18 protein-coding genes, 1 tRNA gene and 1 pseudogene are annotated in these 20,210 nt (G+C 33.4%); 6 read left to right on the plus strand and 14 right to left on the minus strand.

The annotated features are described in order from the left end of the window. Nucleotides 1-239: 239 nt before the first annotated feature. A pseudogene (locus Q0K76_RS12985) lies at nucleotides 240-398 on the plus strand (integrase core domain-containing protein); the annotation flags it as partial. A 66-nt stretch (nucleotides 399-464) separates the two neighbouring features. On the opposite strand, the gene Q0K76_RS02090 reads toward Q0K76_RS12985, so the two are convergent. Together Q0K76_RS02090 and Q0K76_RS02095 are read right to left on the minus strand one after the other, a co-directional pair. Next, nucleotides 465-1,028: a hypothetical protein gene (locus Q0K76_RS02090; RefSeq protein ID WP_294610518.1), complete on the minus strand. Its 564-nt coding sequence runs from the start codon at nucleotides 1,026-1,028 to the stop codon at nucleotides 465-467. A 645-nt stretch (nucleotides 1,029-1,673) separates the two neighbouring features. Beyond that, nucleotides 1,674-1,749, minus strand: a tRNA-Asn gene (locus tag Q0K76_RS02095). 155 nt (nucleotides 1,750-1,904) lie between these two features. On the opposite strand from Q0K76_RS02095, the gene Q0K76_RS02100 reads away from it, so the two are divergent. After that, a complete protein-coding gene (locus tag Q0K76_RS02100; protein WP_294610521.1) occupies nucleotides 1,905-2,480 on the plus strand; it encodes a TIGR00730 family Rossman fold protein in 576 nt (191 codons plus the stop codon). Between the two features lie 49 nt (nucleotides 2,481-2,529). On the opposite strand, the gene fruA is transcribed toward Q0K76_RS02100, so the two are convergent. The 8 genes from fruA to Q0K76_RS02140 all read right to left on the minus strand — a co-directional run bounded on the left by fruA (nucleotide 2,530) and on the right by Q0K76_RS02140 (nucleotide 11,453). Further along, nucleotides 2,530-4,266 carry a PTS fructose transporter subunit IIBC gene (fruA, locus tag Q0K76_RS02105; RefSeq protein ID WP_294610524.1) on the minus strand — a complete coding sequence of 579 codons (1,737 nt, stop codon included), beginning with the start codon at nucleotides 4,264-4,266 and terminating at the stop codon, nucleotides 2,530-2,532. Nucleotides 4,267-4,274: 8 nt separating this feature from the next. After that, on the minus strand, nucleotides 4,275-5,210 hold the full coding sequence (gene fruK, locus Q0K76_RS02110) for a 1-phosphofructokinase (protein ID WP_294610527.1): 936 nt from the start codon (nucleotides 5,208-5,210) through the stop codon (nucleotides 4,275-4,277). Continuing rightward, nucleotides 5,210-6,397: a fused PTS fructose transporter subunit IIA/HPr protein gene (gene fruB, locus Q0K76_RS02115; RefSeq protein ID WP_294610529.1), complete on the minus strand. Its 1,188-nt coding sequence runs from the start codon at nucleotides 6,395-6,397 to the stop codon at nucleotides 5,210-5,212. The genes fruK and fruB overlap by 1 nt, the downstream gene beginning before the upstream one ends. Before the next feature lie 210 nt (nucleotides 6,398-6,607). Further along, the gene (gene cra / locus Q0K76_RS02120) at nucleotides 6,608-7,630 is read right to left on the minus strand and encodes a catabolite repressor/activator (RefSeq protein WP_294610532.1); all 1,023 of its coding nucleotides are present in this window, start codon (nucleotides 7,628-7,630) and stop codon (nucleotides 6,608-6,610) included. A 200-nt stretch (nucleotides 7,631-7,830) separates the two neighbouring features. After that, a complete protein-coding gene (locus Q0K76_RS02125) occupies nucleotides 7,831-8,586 on the minus strand; it encodes an ATP-binding cassette domain-containing protein (RefSeq protein WP_294610535.1) in 756 nt (251 codons plus the stop codon). Beyond that, nucleotides 8,583-9,554 (minus strand): iron chelate uptake ABC transporter family permease subunit, encoded by a 972-nt coding sequence (locus tag Q0K76_RS02130; protein WP_294610538.1) that lies wholly within the window; start codon nucleotides 9,552-9,554, stop codon nucleotides 8,583-8,585. Before Q0K76_RS02130 ends, Q0K76_RS02125 begins: the two co-directional genes overlap by 4 nt. Further along, nucleotides 9,544-10,503 (minus strand): ABC transporter permease, encoded by a 960-nt coding sequence (locus Q0K76_RS02135; protein WP_294610541.1) that lies wholly within the window; start codon nucleotides 10,501-10,503, stop codon nucleotides 9,544-9,546. Before Q0K76_RS02135 ends, Q0K76_RS02130 begins: the two co-directional genes overlap by 11 nt. Nucleotides 10,504-10,511: 8 nt before the next feature. Next, complete coding sequence (locus Q0K76_RS02140) at nucleotides 10,512-11,453, minus strand: siderophore ABC transporter substrate-binding protein (RefSeq protein ID WP_363322380.1); 942 nt, start codon at nucleotides 11,451-11,453, stop codon at nucleotides 10,512-10,514. 307 nt (nucleotides 11,454-11,760) lie between these two features. Here Q0K76_RS02140 and Q0K76_RS02145 point away from each other — a divergent pair, with 307 nt between their 5' ends. Further along, complete coding sequence (locus tag Q0K76_RS02145; RefSeq protein WP_294610546.1) at nucleotides 11,761-12,135, plus strand: hypothetical protein; 375 nt, start codon at nucleotides 11,761-11,763, stop codon at nucleotides 12,133-12,135. Nucleotides 12,136-12,281: 146 nt separating this feature from the next. Here the strand turns inward: Q0K76_RS02145 and glnG are convergent, their stop codons facing one another. From glnG to Q0K76_RS02165, 4 genes are all read right to left on the minus strand, one after another. Then, the gene (gene glnG, locus Q0K76_RS02150) at nucleotides 12,282-13,733 is read right to left on the minus strand and encodes a nitrogen regulation protein NR(I) (RefSeq protein ID WP_294610549.1); all 1,452 of its coding nucleotides are present in this window, start codon (nucleotides 13,731-13,733) and stop codon (nucleotides 12,282-12,284) included. Between the two features lie 12 nt (nucleotides 13,734-13,745). Then, a complete protein-coding gene (gene glnL, locus Q0K76_RS02155) occupies nucleotides 13,746-14,795 on the minus strand; it encodes a nitrogen regulation protein NR(II) (protein WP_294610552.1) in 1,050 nt (349 codons plus the stop codon). A 78-nt stretch (nucleotides 14,796-14,873) separates the two neighbouring features. Beyond that, complete coding sequence (gene glnA, locus Q0K76_RS02160) at nucleotides 14,874-16,283, minus strand: glutamate--ammonia ligase (protein ID WP_294610555.1); 1,410 nt, start codon at nucleotides 16,281-16,283, stop codon at nucleotides 14,874-14,876. Nucleotides 16,284-16,593: 310 nt separating this feature from the next. Continuing rightward, the gene (locus tag Q0K76_RS02165) at nucleotides 16,594-17,982 is read right to left on the minus strand and encodes a DUF4952 domain-containing protein (RefSeq protein WP_294610558.1); all 1,389 of its coding nucleotides are present in this window, start codon (nucleotides 17,980-17,982) and stop codon (nucleotides 16,594-16,596) included. A 197-nt stretch (nucleotides 17,983-18,179) separates the two neighbouring features. Here Q0K76_RS02165 and Q0K76_RS02170 point away from each other — a divergent pair, with 197 nt between their 5' ends. The 3 genes from Q0K76_RS02170 to gpsA are packed head-to-tail and all read left to right on the plus strand — an operon-like array spanning nucleotide 18,180 to nucleotide 20,188. After that, complete coding sequence (locus Q0K76_RS02170; RefSeq protein ID WP_294610560.1) at nucleotides 18,180-18,620, plus strand: rhodanese-like domain-containing protein; 441 nt, start codon at nucleotides 18,180-18,182, stop codon at nucleotides 18,618-18,620. Between the two features lie 25 nt (nucleotides 18,621-18,645). Beyond that, nucleotides 18,646-19,134 carry a protein-export chaperone SecB gene (gene secB, locus Q0K76_RS02175; protein WP_294610563.1) on the plus strand — a complete coding sequence of 163 codons (489 nt, stop codon included), beginning with the start codon at nucleotides 18,646-18,648 and terminating at the stop codon, nucleotides 19,132-19,134. Between the two features lie 40 nt (nucleotides 19,135-19,174). After that, on the plus strand, nucleotides 19,175-20,188 hold the full coding sequence (gene gpsA / locus Q0K76_RS02180; protein WP_294610566.1) for an NAD(P)H-dependent glycerol-3-phosphate dehydrogenase: 1,014 nt from the start codon (nucleotides 19,175-19,177) through the stop codon (nucleotides 20,186-20,188). Nucleotides 20,189-20,210 lie beyond the last annotated feature (22 nt).

Raw genomic sequence — 20,210 nt, forward strand, 5'->3', positions numbered from 1 at the left:
ACTTTGCCGAAAATATAGCATTAGAAACTCTACTTTTTATAAATGGTGAGAAAAATACGGAGGTATGGAAATCTCAGATATCAAATTATCAATTATCAATTATCAATTATCAATTATCAATTATCAAACGATATTGCCATGAATTTTCCAGCGAAAAAGAAGCTTATAAAATCACTATAGATTATATCAATCCAGGTAGCCCTTATCAAAATAGCTTTATTGAATGATTTAACCGTGCTTATCGGACAAAAGTACTAGACTTATATGTTTTTAACATCCTAAAGCAAGTAAGGAAAATAACTGAAGAGTGGTTAACCATTTATAACACTGAAAGATCCCTTAAGGCATTAAATAATATGACGCCGATTGAATATAAAACACTAAGATATTCAGTGTAATTTTCTATGTGAATTGTGAACTAAGGATAGATTAAATGTAGGTGTCATTATTAATCCTTGCTATTTTCAATTGTGATGCTGGCCAAACCAATCTGGTTCTAATGTTGGTATATAGGGAATTTCAATTAATTTTTCTTTATTTATTTTTAATTGATTGCAATAGTGTTGATATTCAGCATTTGACATAAACATACCAGATAATTCATTACCATTTTCAAAAGCATAAAATTTAAAATCAGAATCCTTAAGCTGTTGGTTCACAATATCAAACAATGCAAAAGTAGCATAACCCCAAGACAAATATTGTTCTATATTATCATCATAAATTAAATAAACTATATTGTTGGCTTTGACTTGATATTGACTATTATCAATACTTTTTATTTCTTCAATTTCAATTGGGTTTGCTACGTAGTTAATTAAATGAGGTATGACTTCTTTTTCATAAATTTCTTTAATTCCTTGCTCGGCAAGATCTTCTGCATCAAGATGAATTAAATTATCCCAATTTATTGAATAAAATAAATTTTTATCTGGATTGCTTTTCAAAAAGCTAGATAAGAAAAAAAGAAATATACATAAAATAACTAAAATTATTTTTCCATAATGTAAATATAGTACATTCAACATACAATTGTCCTTAATTATACCGATTTCTGCTAGTACTCTAAACGTTTTAAAATTACCATCACTATAATTCCAGCTAGGACTCAGATTATTTACTTTTATAATACTTGCAGCTAAATAAATACTACTGTTTTTTCGCAAAAGCAAGGGTTGAAAAACATGCAATAGCTGTTAATACAAATAATATCTTTTTATTGTTTTTCCTTATAAATTACTTTCAAGTCACAAAAACATTGTGATTGTAAATTATTCAATATTTGAAGTATATAAAATCTTAACAGTTCTTAATAAGCATGTAATGCTATGTTTCAACAATAACATGTTAATGTTAGGGAATTAAAAAAATTTATATGCTAACAAAATAATCATTTATTTTGTTTTTTTGAAATTAGCTTAGATAAAATAAAAAAATATTGTTTGAAATATAATGAGGAAAATATTTATTATTTTGATTTGTTATATTTTAGTTACTATTTTTAAATATTAGATTTTCTAAAACCTAACATAACTTCAACCATTAGTTTACTATTCGTAGCTTATACCTACATATAATATAAATATAAAAATCAATATTTTTTATTACTATCAGATAAACAATAACATCAAAGAAAAAAATCTGCTTCGAGCAGATTTTAGAAGTCTGAAATTTGGCTCCTCCAACAGGACTTGAACCTGTGACATACGGATTAACAGTCCGCCGTTCTACCGACTGAACTATGGAGGAACACTTAACGGTCAAAATATTAACCATCTATAATGCTGATGTCAATCCGAAATACATTAAATACATTCAACTGCTCAGCTTGTAATCAAATTAGCATATTACTATGCTAAAATAGTTATAATTTAGATTTGTTAAATTAAAGGTTAAAAGAATTTATGAAAAAAAATATTTGTGTTTTTTGTGGTGCGAGTGAAGGTACTTTAATTGAATATCGCACCCAAGCTGAACACTTAGGTATAACATTGGCAAAGCAAAATAAACGTTTAATTTATGGTGGTGGTAATAAAGGTTTAATGGGCGTAATCGCTAATGCTGTTTTAGCACAAGGGGGGGAAGTAATTGGGGTGATCCCAGAGCGTTTAGTCCAAGCTGAAACCGCTCATCATGGTATTACTCGTTTAGAAGTTGTTGAGAATATGCATCAACGAAAAGCAAGATTAACTGAGCTTGCAGATGGTTTTATTGCTATGCCTGGAGGAACAGGTACCCTAGAAGAGTTATTTGAAGTTTGGACTGGTATGCAAATTGGTTACCACGAAAAACCAGTAGCTTTATTTAATCCTGCTCAATTTTGGCAACATCTGTTAGTTTTTTTACAACATGCTGTTGATCAAGGTTTTATAAGGGAAAGCTTTTATAAAACATTAATTGTTTCTGACCAAGCAGATGTAATTTTACAAGAAATAGATAACTTTATTCCTAAAGATTTACAACGTTGGATTAAAAAATAGCTATTACTAAATAAAAAAAATCGCCATCATTTGATGGCGATTCTTATTTTTAGGCAACGGCTTCTGTAGCTGATTCAGGTTTTTTGATTATTGCATAAACTATACCTGCAATAGCTGAACCAACCAAAATTGATAGCAAATAACCACCTACTGGTTTTACTACACCCGGAATAGCTAAGGCAAACAAACCACCATGCGGTGTCATTAATTGTGAACCAAATGCCAGCGCCATACCACCAGTAATCGCGCCACCAATGATACAACAAGGAAGGACACGAAGAGGATCTCGTGCGGCAAATGGTATTGCACCTTCTGAAATAAAGCATAAACCTAATACCAATGAAGCTTTACCACTTTCTTGTTCGGCTTTAGCAAATTTTTTGCTAGCAATAAGTGTAGCTAGGCCCATTGCTAATGGCGGCACCATACCACCAGCCATAACCGCAGCCATTGGTGCGTAAACTTGCGAAGAAATTAATGCAGTACCAAAAGCATAAGCTACTTTATTAATTGGACCACCCATATCAGTACACATCATACCACCTAGGATAGCACCTAATATAACGGCGTTAGCTGTACCCATTGCTTTCAACCATGCTGTTAGAGCACCCATTAACCAAGCAATCGGTGTACCAACAACAAATTGCATGACTAATCCGGTAACAAGTGTTGCCAGAAGTGGCACAATCAAAATTGGTTTTAAGGCTTCCATACTTTTTGGCAATGGTAAATATTTAGCAATTAATAGTGCTAAATAACCAGCAAAATAACCAATAATAATACCACCTAAAAAACCAGCTCCTGTGGAAACGGCAAGCAGACCACCAACTAAACCTGGGGCAAGGCCTGGCCTATCAGCTATTGAATAGGCAATATATCCTGCTAGTAATGGCACCATAAGCGAGAAGGCTAAGTCACCAATTTGTTTTAAATGTGGTTCACCAACTAATTCTTGAACTAATGCCTGTTTAACAATTTCAACACCATTTTCTATCTCGGTTGTTGTTTTTAATACTTCTTTGAATTCACCAAAAGCAAACGAAAGTGCGATAATTAAACCACCTGCAACCACCATTGGTAACATGTAGGAAACACCAGTTAATAGATGTTGATAAATACCTTTCTTCTCTTTAGTTGTTTTAGCAACAGAACCACCTGCTACTGGTTGGTAAATTGTTGCTTCTTGAAAAGCCTTATCTAACTCTTGCGCCGTCTTTTTAAGTGCCGGACCTGTTTTAGTTCGGTACATTTTTTTACCGGCAAATTTACTTAAATCGACATCGATGTCGCAAGCAACAATAACCACATCGGCATTAGCCACTTCTTCTGGGGTTAATTCATTACCCACACCCACAGAACCACGAGTTTCAACTTTACACCACCAACCACGTTTTTTAGCTTCTTCTTCAATTGCTTCCGCCGCCATAAAAGTATGGGCAACACCAGTTGGGCACGCGGTAACAGCAACAATTCGTTTTACACTATCATTTGTCGATAATGCAGAATCAGCTGTTTGCTCATAAACAACCGCTTTACTTTGTGCGTCAGTTAAAATTTGTTTAGGATTAGCAAATAGATCATTTAAGTCTTTTACTACATAAACTTTTTTACCAATAACCGCTTTATCACTTATTAATCCTGAACCAACAGCAATAATAACATCTGCTGATGTAGCGTTATCAACCACTTTATAATTTAATGAATTAGCCGCTAAGGCTAACTCAGCTTTAGCAAGACGCCCATTAACTGGACCTATACTATTACTTTCAACAATATATATATTCATGCAGACTCCTATCCAGCAATTATTTCAATTTTTTCTAGCATTTTGCTTACTGCCTGACGATCAGATATACCAACTCCAGCTTGTTCAACCGATAAAGCTGCGACGCTTGAAGCAAACACTAATGTGTCTTTAATTGATTGATTGGTCAGCAAACCGTACATTATACCACCAACCATTGAATCGCCAGCGCCAACAGTACTGATCACTTTACATTTTGGTGGTTTAGCCAACCATGCTTCATTATTAGTTACCCATAAAGCACCTTTACTACCGAGTGAAACCACTACGTTTTCAACACCTCCATTTATGAGCTCCTTAGCTGCTGATTTTATTTCAGGCAAAGTCGGTAATTTTCGCCCTACCCACATTTCAAGTTCTTTGTCATTTGGTTTAATCAGCCATGGTTTAGCTTTTAATCCTGCAACTAATGCTTCACGGCTACTATCAAACACAATTTTGGGGCAAACTTTTTTAACTTGCTCCATCCATTTTGTGAAGCTATCAAGTGACAAACCAGCCGGTAGACTGCCACAAATAGCAACCATATCAATCCCTTTTAACCATTCAAGTGAATTTGTTACAAAATCTTGCCAATCTTGATCACTGATAGTAAAACCAGAAAAATTAAGATCTGTCACTTCACTATTTTGTTCGGTCAATTTGACATTAATGCGTGTTTTTCCTTCAATAGTTTGGAATTTATCAATCACATCTAATGTTTTGAATAATAAATTAAATCCATCTCGATTTTCTTTACCTAAAAAACCACCCACAGTTAATTGAACATCTAAATCTGACAACACTTTAGCTACATTGATACCTTTCCCGGCAGCAAGTAACGCGTTAGTTTGCACTAAATTAACATCACCTAGTTCAACTTTTGGGCAAAAGCCTAATAAGTCGTAAGCCGGATTTAAAGTAATAGTAGCAACACGATAAGCCATTATTCACTACCCTCACCTAAACCACTTTCAATTGCTTTACCGATTGCTTCCAATGCTTGTTGAGCATCATTACCTTCAGCGGTAAATAGTAATCGGCTACCTTTTTTAGCACCAAGTGCCACAATTTTCATTAAGCTAGTTGCACTCACAGGTTCAGCTTTACTGTCTAAATTAGCAACAGTTACTTTACTATTAAACTCTTTCACTAATTTAACTAATACTGATGATGGTCTAGTGTGTAAACCATTTTCATTTGTGATCACATATTCACGACTTAGAGTAGTACTACTTTGATCAGTAGTAGGTTCAGATGATGGATTAGAAGTTTGATCCGCTGATACAGAATCGGTAACGAGTAGATTAATAAGATTATCACTATTACCTGATAATAACTTTTGAATATCTTGATTAAAGATTAAATATGCCAAATGATTTATTATATTAGTAACCGAATCATCAATTGCTGACATGGTAATTAGTAATTTAACTGGTTTATTACCTTCATTAATATTACTAATAGTTCGGCTAATCGCCATTGCATTTTTTAAATTGCCTTGTTTACTATCATTTAACCATATGCCATGCCCCAAATAATTTGGTTTATTATCTAATACATTGGCAATAAAACTAGCATTTACTGCATCTAATTGTTTTAACCGTGAAGCATTTAAAGCTTGTAAGGTTGCCAAACTATCTGCCGGAATATCTAATAATAATGATGCTTCATTGATTATAAAGTGACTATCTGCTTTATCAACCTTACCTGTTAAAATAGCAATGGCTTCATCAGCAGATTTAATATTTTTAATTTTTTCCTCAACACCGTCTGCTCCAAGAACATGAGTTAATTGACGAAGTAATTCTAAATGTTCATCAGAACTTGCCGCAATACCAATTGCAAGGTAGGCTTTTTCGCCATCATCACCCCATTCCACACCATTAGGAAAACAAAAAACTTGTACACCAGTCTTTTTTACTAAATCACGGGTCTTAGTCGTACCATGAGGAATGGCTATACCAATACCTAAATAGGTTGCAGCTTGAGCTTCACGTTCAAGCATTCCGTTAACATATCCTTCTTCAACAAATCCAGCACTCGTTAAGGCTGCTGCTACTTTTTTAATTGCTTCTATTTTGTTGGTTGCTTGCTCATTTAAATGAATATTTTCTTTAACTAAATGAAACATATAATAAATACCTCTGAGTTAAATGTTGGGGCGAATGAAGTGACTCAGTAATTCTTGATCCTTATTGAACATAATTGAATCGTTTCAGCAATTATTAATAAAAAGAAAAGAATTATCAAATATTTTATTTCTATTAATAATTAATATGTGATCTAGATCTGATTTTTTAGTTAAAAATTATTAATAGTCTTTTCGCCAATTAAGGTGATTTTACACATCACAGTTACGATCACGACTCAAACTACCTCGATAAATCAATTGACGAGGAATTATTGTTGTTCCAGGTGCATAACTTTTATTATGTAGACTATTTAGTAATAATTTTATCGTTACCTCCGCTACTTCTTTGTGATCTTGCGAAAGTGAAATCACTTTACAAGGTAAAAAGTCGAGTAATTCATTATCACCAAATGTCGCAATAACTAGATTTTCTGGTAACTGACCAAATTTTTTCAATATTGCATCAATTGTACCTTGTAACAAAGAGAAAGAAGTAGTAAAAATTCCATTTGGAAGGTTATGAGTCTCTAACCATTGACTAAAAGCTATCTCAGCATCGTGACGGTTATAATTATTGGCATATAAAAAATCAACCTTATTACAACTTTTTAACGCAATATCTTTAAAACCATTTAGGCGGAGTTGACTAACAGATAAATTAGGTAAAGCTCCAATATAAACAACTGAATCTTGCACAAATTTATTAAATGCATGAGCCAATGTTTTAGAATCTTCTTTATCTGCACCAACAATACTTCTAAATATTGATGCTGACAATGTTCTATCCAAGGCAAACAAAGGAGTCTCAGAATTTTCCCAATCATTATAAAAAATATAATCTTTAGTTGATACAAATGATGAAGATATGACTAATGCATCAACTCTACGCTGTTTTAAATGTGCTACACACTTTTTTTCGATCTCAGGATTATCTTCTGAACAGGAAATCAATAATTGATATCCTTGTTTTCTAACTAGTTGTTCTAGGTAATTAGCAATACGTGTAAAACTGATATTTTCTAAGTCAGGTATAATAATACCAATGGAACGTGTTTTACCTGCTCTTAGCCCTGCAGCAACTGCATTAGGCTGATAATTATATTCTTTCACTATCGCCATTACTTTTTCGATAGTTTTATCACTAACACGATATTTTTTGGCTTTTCCATTAACCACATAGCTTGCAGTTGTTCTTGAAACCCCTGCTAAAAAAGCAATTTCTTCCAATTTCATAAATATTTTCTCAGCAAATAACTTTAGGAAATTTAACATGAAAGAAAATAAGTTGTAAACCTTAAATCATCTCTAACTAAATTATTAAGGTTTAATAACAAGCATAATTAGATTAAATTGTTAAATATGAGATATTTTCACAGATGAGCTTAAGCAAACTGTCAGATTTAGTAGATAGTAACCAATTTGATGATTAATGATTAATAATAAATAGCAATATTTTGATTATAAATATTGGCTATTTTTACAGGGGTATCAAATATATCTTCTAAGATTTGAGTATTCATAATCTGTTTTGGTGTGCCTTGATAAGCTAATTCACCTTTTTTCATAGCAAGAATATAGTCAGAATACACCGAAGCAAAATTGATATCATGAATAACGATGACTATAGTTTTACCCAGTTCATCCGCCGCACGACGCAATTGTTTCATCATTGCAACGGCATGTTTCATATCAAGATTATTAAGTGGTTCATCAAGCAACACATATTTAGTATCTTGACAAAGTACCATGGCAACATAGGCGCGTTGACGTTGACCACCAGATAATTCATCTAAAAAACGATCTTTAAATTCAGTAAGATTCAAAAATTCTAATGCTCGGTTAATATGCTGATGATCATCAGCATTTAAGCGCCCTTTAGTGTAAGGATAACGTCCAAATCCGACCAATTCAAATACTGTCAATCTACTGGTAAAACGATTTTCTTGCCGAAGTACTGAAAGGTAAGTCGCTAATTTATCACTTGGCGTATTTACCACGTCCATATTTTGAATTTTAACCTGTCCTTCATCTGGCAATAACAGCCGGCTAATAATTGATAATAATGTAGATTTACCGGCACCATTAGGTCCTATGATGGCAGTAATACCCCCTTGTGTAATTGTCGCATTGACATTTTTTAATACCGGGATTGTTTGATACTTTTTACTAATATTATCAATTTCTATCACATTGAAACCTTTTTCAATAATAAGAATATAAACAGAGAACCACCAATAAATTCAATCACAATTGATAAAGCACCCACAAGATTAAGCACCTGAGCCAAAAATAATTGCCCACCTACCAGAAAAATAATGCCCAATAACACAGCGGTTGGTAACAAGAAGCGGTGTTGACTAGAACCGCTAATACTATAAGCTAAATTAGCAATTAATAATCCTAAAAAAGTAAATGGTCCCACTAATGCAGTTGATATAGCGACTAACACCGATACCAATAATAAAATGATAGTGACACTTTTTTGGTAATCAACGCCTAGATTAATGGCATTATCACGCCCTAATGCTAACACATCAAAACGGTAACGCATGCGCCATAAAAATAAACCAATCACACTAGCAATAACTAATGAAAAAATGATTAATACTGGTTCTGCACGAGTAAAGGTGGCAAAAATACGACTCTGTAAAATAGCAAATTCACTTGGTGTCATTAAACGTTGAAGTAGATTGGAAAAACTCCGAAACAAAGTTCCTAAAATAATCCCAATTAATAAAACTAAATGTAAATTTTGCTTAAGTTTGGTAAATAAACCACGGTATAAAAATAATGAAAATAGAATCAATAATAATGACTCAAATAGAAACTTACCAATGATACCAATATAAGGTATACCCTGTGCATCGACAAAAAAAATCACCAATGTTTGAATTAAAACAAATAAAGCTTCAAACCCCATGATAGACGGAGTCAAAATTCGATTATTGGTTACTGTTTGAAATAATAAAGTTGAGGTTGCTGCCGAAAAAGCGACTAAAAGCATAGTTAAAATAATCCAAGTTCGATGCATTAGAATATAACTAATGTTACCTTTTAGATTGATAGTCATAAAACATACAATGCAGATCAATGCAATAATCAATAATATTAATAATCTTTTCATAGCGGAAATATGGTCAGTTTGATTAATTAACATGACGTCTTCTACCCAACAACATCAGAAAAATAATAGCACCAATTACGCCCAAAATAACACTAACTGGAATTTCGAATGGATAACGGATAACACGACCAATAATATCGCAAACTAACACTAATCCAGCACCAAAAAGGCAGATCCACGGAATTGTTTTACGCACATTATCGCCAAATAATAAACTCACAATATTGGGTACAATCAAACCTAAAAATGGCAACACTCCCACAACTACCACCACAATACCACCAATTAAGGCAATGACAATTAACCCCATTAACATGACTCGTCGATAATTAAGCCCAACATTAACCGAAAAATCACGCCCCAAACCTGCTACAGTAAATTGATCTGCACTCCAACAGGCGAGTAAGGTCAATCCACCAACCAACCATAATAGTTCATAACGGCCTTTTAATATTCCGGAAAAATCCCCTGACTCCCAGCCACTAAGTGATTGTAACAAATCAAAGTACATTGCAAAAAAGGTGGTAATAGCGCTAATTACAGCGCCTAACATAATACCGACTAGAGGCACCATAAGTGCAGATTTGAAAATAATTTTTCGTGAGATCATCATAAATAGCATAGTGCCAAGCATAGCAAATAAACTAGCTACGACCATTTTAGTCATAACACTTGCTGCAGGTGCAAAAACCATCATAACTAGCAATCCCAAACTTGCAGATTGGGTGGTGCCCACTAAAGAAGGTTCAACAAATCGATTTTGCGTCAGTAATTGCATAATCAAACCGGCAACACTCATAGCACTACCCGCTAATATTAATGCAACTGTTCTTGGAATACGGCTAACGAAGAAGATGTCTCGCATGTTATTATTTGTCAACAGTTCAGACAATGTTACATGCCCTGCACCTATAAATAAACTTATTGCAGTCATTATCAATACAATAACAATGCCTGCAATAAAATAAAAAGATTTAACCATGTTTTACATTAATTATTAGCTGATTTTTGTAAAACTTTATTGATTTGATCCATTAAACGGCTATATGTTTGTATGCCGCCAGCTATATACATAGACGTTGAATCTAAATAAACAATATGATTATGCTGCCAAGCATTCGTTTTTTTGATTAGTTCATTATCCAATACTTGCTGAGCAGATTGTGCTTCTTTATTGCCAATGGCATTATCGCGATCTAACACAAATAACCATTCAGGATTAACGCTTAAAATAAATTCCGCAGTCACTGCATTACCATGACGGCCTGCTTCTTGGAAAGTTGTTGCTGGTTTAAAATTTAACTGGTCAAAGACAAAACCAAAGCGAGATTTTGAACCATAAGCAGACATTTTACCACCATTAACCATGATTACTAATGCTGTGCCTGCATTAGCAGTTTTAGGCTTAAGTTGGTCGATTTTTTGCTGGAAATCAGCAATTAATTTTTTAGCTTCATTTTCTTTATGAAAAATAGTTCCTAACTGAGTGGTTCGCTGAGTTAGGCTCGTTAAAAAATTAGTCGAATCAATATCTAAGGCAATAGTTGGTGCAATTTCACTTAACTTATTATAGACATCGTTAGTACGCCCACCGGCAATAATTACATCTGGTTTGAGGGAGCTTAAAACTTCATAATTTGGTTCAAATAAGGTACCAACATTGGTATAGGCTTTATCACTATATTTAGCCAAGAAATCAGGAAAATGGACATCAGATTGTGGAACAGCTGTTACTGGAATATTTAATGCATCTATAATATCTAGTATTGCCGGATTAAAAACAACCACATTTTGAGGGTTATCAGGAACGTCTGTTTTTCCTTGTGCATGTTCAATAGTAACCGTTTTTATAGTAGTTTGTTTATCTGTTTTATTATCGCATCCAGTTAAAGCTAATAATAATGTACATAATACTAAAAATTTAACTTTGATATATGAATACATTTGATCTCCTAATTGTCAATCCCAGATATAGATTAAAATGATAAACAAAATAATTATCATTTTCATTATTGGATTGTAGCGAAAAACCAAATGGGGTTCAATGTTCTTTAAATATTTAAAGGAGCTAATGATATAATTATTGTCCCAATAAACTTTCTGAACTTAATATTATTATAACTACCTAAAAAAGATGATAATCATCAATAAACATAAAAGAATAACATTATTATAATAATGGGAATGTTGATTTTTATTAAAAAAATACATAATATTTATCAAAAAAAGAGAGAATGGTATGAAGAAATTACTTATTATTATTTTTGCATTTTGCTTATTTGGATGTATGTCAACGCCTAGCGAAAAAGATTTGGCAACAGTAGACTTTGGTAGTAAACCAGTTAATTATGAAGAAAATATTAAAAATATTATAGGAGCAAAATTAAAAGACCCGTTTTCTGCTCAATATAAATTTGGCAACCCTAGAAAAGGATATCGTAAAGGTGGATTAACTTTCGACATTGCGTATGGTTGGATTGTTCCTGTTCAGGTTAATGCAAAAAATAGCTTTGGAGGTTATGTTGGCTTTGAAACTTTATATTTTATGATATCTGGGGAACTAATTGAAAACGTTACATACAATTATAGATATGGAGATGTAGTATTATTATAATAATATATTATAAAGTTCTAAGCGTTTGAATTTTATGTATATCTATTAGTATGTTTTTGCTACGGGCGTATTATAGTTTAGTGTAAACTATCTATAGTTAACTATAATCTCACAAATAAATTAACTAGCAAAAAACTATTAAAAAACTATTGTGTATTTTTTGTATCAATCGATAACTCTTTAAGTTTTCGTGTTAAAGTATTGCGCCCCCAGCCTAATAAATGAGCGGCATCTTGTTTATGTCCACGGGTAAAATTAAGTGCACAATTTAATAAAATACGCTCAACATCACTCACTGCTTCAGTTAATATCTCTGTTTTACCAGAAATCAGTGCTTGCTTTGCCCATTGTTCGAGTAAAGTTTGCCAATTCACCCCTTGCTGAACTTGGGTGCTTGGAAGCGTATTTACTTCATTATCAATTGCAATCTTAGGTTTGGATATTTTTAGCAATTCAGGGGGTAAATCTTGAATTAAAATTTCTTTACTTGAAGACATTACCGTTACCCATCGGCAAGTATTTTCAAGCTGTCTAACATTCCCCGGCCAATTAAACATACATAACACATTCAATGCCTCAGGGCTAAATATTTTATTTTCTACGCCTAATTCTTTAGCCGTAGTAACCAAAAAATGTTCAGCTAACTTTGGAATATCTTGAGCTCGATCGCGTAGCGGTGGTAATAAAATTCGAATAACATTTAGACGATGGAATAGATCTTCTCGAAATTTACCTTCCCTTACTCTCAATTCCAAATCTTGGTGAGTTGCGGCAATAATACGTACATCTACTTTAACCGGTGAATATCCGCCAATTCGATAAAACTGCCCATCAGCTAGTACCCTTAATAACCGCGTTTGTACATCAAGCGGCATATCGCCAATTTCGTCCAAAAAAAGTGTACCACCATTAGCTTGCTCAAACCGTCCATGCCTAATTTGAGCAGCTCCCGTAAATGCACCTTTTTCGTGTCCAAATAGTTCAGACTCAATCAGATCCTTAGGAATTGCTGCCATATTTAATGCAATAAAAGGCGCATTTGCTCGAGGACTATGCGTATGCAGTGCTTTAGCGACTAACTCTTTACCCGTTCCTGATTCGCCATTAATTAATACACTGATAGATGATTTTGATAAACGTCCGATAATACGAAAAACCTCTTGCATTGAAGGTGCTTCACCAATAATACCTGTTGATGCTTTGGCGGTGGTATGAGAATTCGTTTTTTGATTTTGGCTTTGTAAAATAGCGCGCTCAACTAATTGAATGACTTCATCAACATCAAAAGGCTTAGGAATATAATCATAAGCACCTTTTTGGTAAGCATTAACTGCTGCATCAAGATCAGAATGCGCAGTCATAATAATTACGGGTAAATTAGGAATCTGTTCTTTTACATAATGTAATAAAGTCAAACCATCAATTCCTGGCATTTTAATATCAGAAATTAATACGGCCGGTTTTTGCGCCTGAGTGGCTAATGCATCAATGACTTCTTGACCACTGGCAAAGCTGACACAATTATAATTAACTGTAGTTAATGCTTTTTCTAATACCCAGCGAATAGAACTATCATCATCAACAATCCAAACATTCATTTTTAATTTACCTCACTGCTTGATTGGCAAATAGACAGAAAATTCTGTGTGCCCCGGCCAACTATTAAATTCAATCTTACCATGATGCTGATCAACAATATTACGTGCAATTGAAAGGCCAATTCCTGTCCCGCCTTCATAACCACTTACCATTGGGTAAAAAAGCGTATCTTGCAGATGCACAGGTACTCCTGGACCGTTATCTTCAATATCAATGCGAGCACATAAGCGATAACGTTGACCATGTAATGTGATTTGAAAAGCCGTTCTGGTTCTAATGATAATAGTTCCAATATTGGAACCTATCGCCTGCAACGCATTACGAATAATATTTAAAATTACCTGTTCTATCTGTTCAGAATCATGAATCAGATCAGGTAAACTAGGATCATAGTCCCGTAGAATTTCAATGTTTTGTGGTTTTTCTAAACATAGTAGTGTATAAATTCTTTCAATTGATCTATGAATATTCTGCTTTGTTTGCTGTAATCTCTGTTGTGGTCCTAATAACCTGTCAACTAAATTTCTTAACCGATCTGCTTGCTCAATAATAATTTGTGTATAGTCTTGTAATTCGTTGTTAGGTAACTTTCGTGATAATAATTGAGCGGCACCTCTTAATCCCCCTAGCGGGTTTTTTATTTCGTGCGCTAAACCTCGAACTAACTCACGTGCTGCACTTTGTTGTGCTTGTTGTAATTGTTCTTGGCTTAATCGTTTATGATTATTTAATGGAATCATTTCAATCAAAATATTGCCTTTCTCTAAAGGCTGAGCGGTTAACGATAAAATATGCAATTCATTATTAATAACTAAGTTAACTTCATTATCAGTAAATCCTTGATTTTTTGCTAATGCCGTTTGCATCAACTCAATATCAAGTGAAAAATAACTTAATAGATCGGGGAAATAACTGTCTAATAATTTTTTTGAACTTTGAGCTAATAGTTGCTGTGCCGCAGCATTAACATAAATAATATTAAGATTCTTATCAAGTAATAAAATACTTGTAATCATAGAATCGAGAACCAGATTAGCATCAGACTCATTATCAAATGTCATCGTTGGATTTCCGTCCTCATTAAAATCCACCGCAACAAGCGGTGGATAATGCTTTAAGATTTTTTCAAAAAATACTATCTATAAACTATAATATAATTCGAATTCTACTGGATGTGGAGTCATACGAACACGATCAACATCTTGACGTTTTAATTCTATATAAGCATCAATAGTATCGTTAGTGAAGACATTTCCACGAATTAAAAATTCACGATCAGCATTTAATGCATCTAATGCTTCTTCAAGTGAACCAGCTACTTGAGGAATAAGTTTAGATTCTTCTGGAGGTAAATCGTATAAATTTTTATCCATTGCATCGCCCGGATGAATCTTATTAATAATGCCATCTAAACCAGCCATTAATTGTGCCGCAAATGATAAATACGGATTACCAGCTGGATCGGGGAAACGCACTTCAACACGACGAGCTTTAGGATTTGTTACAACAGGTATGCGAATGGATGCAGAACGATTACGTGCAGAATAAGCAAGCATAACTGGTGCTTCATAACCCGGTACTAAACGTTTATAAGAGTTAGTTGCTGGGTTGGTAAAAGCATTTATTGCTTTAGCATGTTTGATAATACCGCCGATATAAAATAGAGCCATTTCAGAAAGGCCTGCATATTTATCGCCTGCAAATAAATTTACACCATCTTTAGATAAAGATTGATGGCAGTGCATACCAGAACCATTATCACCAAACATTGGTTTAGGCATGAAAGTAGCCGTCTTGCCATAGGCATCAGCGACATTTTGAACCACATATTTATAGATTTGTACTTCGTCAGCTTTTTTAGTAAGGGTATTAAAACGGCAGGCGATTTCATTTTGACCAGCGGTGGCAACTTCGTGATGGTGAGCTTCAACCACTAAACCTAGTTGCTCCATAATTAAGCACATTTGAGAGCGAATATCTTGTGATGAATCAACAGGAGGAAGTGGAAAATATCCACCTTTTACGCCAGGACGGTGACCTTTGTTACCTTCTTCATATTTAGTACCAGAGTTCCAAGCTGCTTCAATATCATCAATATGCACAAAACTACCTGACATTGGTGAACCAAAACGCACATCATCAAATAAGAAAAATTCAGGTTCTGGTCCAAAGATTACGGTATCAGCAATACCAGATGATTTTAAAAACTCTTCAGCTCGTTTGGCGATAGAACGCGGGTCGCGATCATAACCTTGTAATGTCGCTGGTTCTAACACATCACAGCGGAGATTTAATGTTACATCTTCAAAAAATGGATCAATTACCGCACTTGATGTATCAGGCATTAATACCATATCAGATTCATTAATGCCCTTCCAACCTGCAATTGATGAACCATCAAACATTTTACCGTCTTCAAAAAAATCAGCATCAATTTGACTAACAGGAATAGTGACGTGTTGTTCTTTACCTTTAGTATCAGTAAAACGTAAGTCAACAAACTTAACATCATTTTCTTTAATTAGCGTTAAAACTTTTTGTGTAGACATGAATCTTCTCCATTGAGACAAATAATTATTCAGAATAAAAGGCTATTTTGCCAAGTAATTTATTTATGCAAATATAATGCCATTTTTTTATTATGATTATTCAATGGATTTATTGAACAAATAATACAAATATTATTTTTGCACCAAAATATAACATTAAGTGCTATGACAATGCACCAAAATAATTCATAATAATATTAATGATAACTTTTAATATTCAAAAATAGCCAAAAAACAGCTAAATAAATATTATTTATATCATATACAAAATCGAATGAATCAAAGTTTACAACATTTAATATAACTAAAATTATACACTATCCCTATCTCCTGAGATGACTAAATAAAATGTAATTTTGTTCCAATCATACTCAATAGTTTCTTCTGAACTAAATGACACCATATACCGCAAATTATCTTTAGGATTAGTCAAGTAAGTTGACGGGTAACCACCTTCCGTCACCCAAGCACAGCAAATTAATTTAAGTTCACCTATTCCCATGGTTTTAGCTATATATTGATGAGCTTGTTTAGCATATTTCCCTTCAATTTTGTAAGTGACGCTGACAGGTCTTGTTTGCCCTCCATCATTAACTTTGCAGTTGTCATATTGAAAAAAATCAGGCGCATTTGCATCAAATTCTCGCAAAAAATCACGACAAGTTAAATCTGGATCATATTGAAAAGGAGGAAAATACTCAGCATATTTGATTTTTAAATCACGTATTTTTGTTTGCTTTAATTGCGCAATTTGTTTATCAAATTGAGTTAAGGCATCAGGATTGTCAGGAAAAAAGGTTGTCAATAAATCTAATTTTTCGTTTGCAGTAACATAATCACTATCTGAAATAATATCAACAAACATCAAATTCCATAGCTTTTCTTGTTTATTAATATATTCGGCTTTGGTTATTTCTTTAATCAACTCATCATGATCAATAAGATTGAGGTCACGATAACAATCATAATAAAGGTCAATAGCCTTACTTATATTTTGCTCGATACCATAACCATTCAATATAAGCCAAGCAAGTGTAGTTTGTACGTGAAGTTTTAATGAAAAATCAGGATCTTTTTTCATTATTTTTGCATATACTAAATAAGCGTTATGATAATCACCATTTTCTAAATAATAATTAGCTAACAAATTTTCAGCATTTATTGTTTCGCTTTCAAATACCGAAATTTCATTCATCTTATTGATAACGTTTAATGCAGTTTGCTTTTGATCCAATTTAGATAAATAGAGGTGCACAAGCATCTTTAATGCAGGTAAATAGTTTTGTTGTGCTGCTTTTAGATACCAATTTTCTGCTTGTTGATAATGATGTTGCTTAAAAAAGATATTACCTAAACTGTACTTAGCTTGTACTACATCTGTATCGGCAGCTTTATAATAATATTGCATGGCTAAATTTAAATTTTTACCTGTTGTTCCCAAGTAACCTTTTTCATAGCAAAATCCGGTATTATGTAATTGATCAACTACGTTTTGATCTACTGCTTTTTTAGTCCAAAAACAAAAATCTTCATAATTAGGTGTCTGGCACTGATTATTAGCAAAAAATTGATTATTGTTACAACTTTCATCCTTAATGACTTGCATCGTTCTTTCTGGGTTAAATAACCATGCTAATTGAGCTTGTGCGTCTTTATTGCCATCATGAGCTTGCTGCCAAATATCGTCTATTTTATTCACAGCAAAAGCTGAATTTATTGAAAAATATAGAAATATAAACAGCAGGAAAAATCGTCTAAATTCCATTTTGGTATGATCCTATTATTAATAAACACTATTACTATAAAACAAGTTTTCTTAAGTTGGTACTATATTTCATTGCACAATATCGTTATAATCTCGGGCTAATATTGAATAAATCAGGTAATTATATAAGTATGGACTTTATTACACTCGAAATTATACCTTTTATTAAAAATCATCTTATACTCTCATTAGGCTGGATAGTTTTATTTGTTGCAATCATTGTATTAACGATAAAAAGTAAATTATCAAAGGTAAAAATCATTAATAATGCGCAAGCGATCAATATGATCAACAAACAAAATGCTATCATTGTTGATATTCGTTCTGCTGATAGTTTTAAAAAAGGACATATTACTCAATCACATAATATCTTGCCCATTGATATTAAAAATGCCAGTGCAAAATCTATTGAAAAATTCAAAGAAAACCTCATTATTTTGATTGACGAAAATGGGTTATCTTCACCTGGTATTGGTGAAACATTAGTTAAACAAGGATTTTTACATATCTTTGCATTGAAAGATGGCATAGCTGGATGGAATGGCGAAAATTTACCGCTGGTTAGAAAATAATATTATTTAAAAATAAGGCATTATCATGACAGAACAAAACAATACGCAACAAACTGAAACAGAATTTGCAATTCAACGAATTTATACTAAAGATGTTTCATTCGAAACCAATAATGTGCCTGAGATTTTCACTAAAGAATGGCAACCTGAAATGAATATGGAGTTAAATTTTTCTTCTCAAACATTAAACGAAAATATTTATGAAGTTGCATTACGTGTAACTGTCACAATGAAATCACATGGCGAAGTTGTGTATATTTGTGAAGTTACTCAAGCAGGTATTTTCGTATTAGTTGGATTTAATGAAAGTCAACTTCAACATTGTCTTGGTGCATATTGTCCTAATATTTTATTTCCTTATGCGCGTGAAACAATTGCCAGTTTAGTAAGTAAAGGTTCTTTTCCATCGGTTAATTTAGAGCCTGTGAATTTCGATGCGCTGTTTATGAACTATATTCAACAACAACAGGCTCAAGCTCAAGCCCAAGCTGAGTCAACTGACACGTTACAATAATCAGCGCTCTTTGGTACTAATAAAGAGTTTTATATTATTTATGAAAAAAAAAGCTGTAATAACAGTAATAGGAGCAGGTTCTTATGGAACCTCTTTAGCTATTTTATTAGCTCGTAATGGCCATTCAACTCTATTATGGGGGCATAATCCAGATAAGATAGCAACCTTACAGCAAGATAGGCAAAATAAACAGTTTTTGCCGGATATTCCTTTTCCTGAGCGACTACAAATTGAAAGTGATTTGCAAACTGCAGTTTCAGCGGCACCAATTTTACTTATCGTGGTACCTAGTCATGCTTTCGCTAGCATTTTAACCCAAATAAAACCTTTTTTACGTAAAGACAGTAAAATTGTATGGGCAACCAAAGGGCTTGAAGTTGACACTGGTCGGCTATTACAAGATGTTGCCAGAGAGATTCTTGGTGATAACATTCCATTAGCGGTAATTTCTGGGCCTACTTTTGCTAAAGAAGTCGCATCAGGATTACCAACTGCAGTAACTGTTGCCTCAAACGATGAACAATTTTTAACTGAATTGCAAAATTTATTCCATTGTAGTAAGAGTTTCCGAGTTTATAGCAGCAAAGATTTTGTTGGTGTACAACTTGGTGGGGCAATTAAAAATGTTATAGCTATAGGGGCGGGTTTATCTGATGGACTTGGTTTTGGTGCCAATGCCAGAACAGCATTAATTACTCGTGGACTTGCGGAAATGATGCGATTAGGATCTGTGCTTGGTGCTGATCCAGCCACTTTTATGGGAATGGCTGGGCTTGGTGATCTGGTGTTAACTTGCACAGATAATCAATCGCGAAATCGTCGTTTTGGCATACTACTTGGGCAAAATAAAACCATTGAAGAAGCCCAAGCGATTATTGCCCAAGTGGTTGAAGGTTGTAAAAATACTAAAGAAGTATGGTTATTAGCACAAAAATATCATGTTGAAATGCCAATTACTGAACAAATTTACCAAGTCCTTTACCAACATAAAGATCCTAAACAAGCAGCAATGGCATTACTTGGGCGTTCACAAAAAGCCGAATTAAAAAGTTAATTTTTATACTAAAACGTATAGC

Origin of the sequence: uncultured Gilliamella sp. (genome assembly GCA_945271295.1) — a bacterium.
Lineage (GTDB): Bacteria > Pseudomonadota > Gammaproteobacteria > Enterobacterales > Orbaceae > Gilliamella.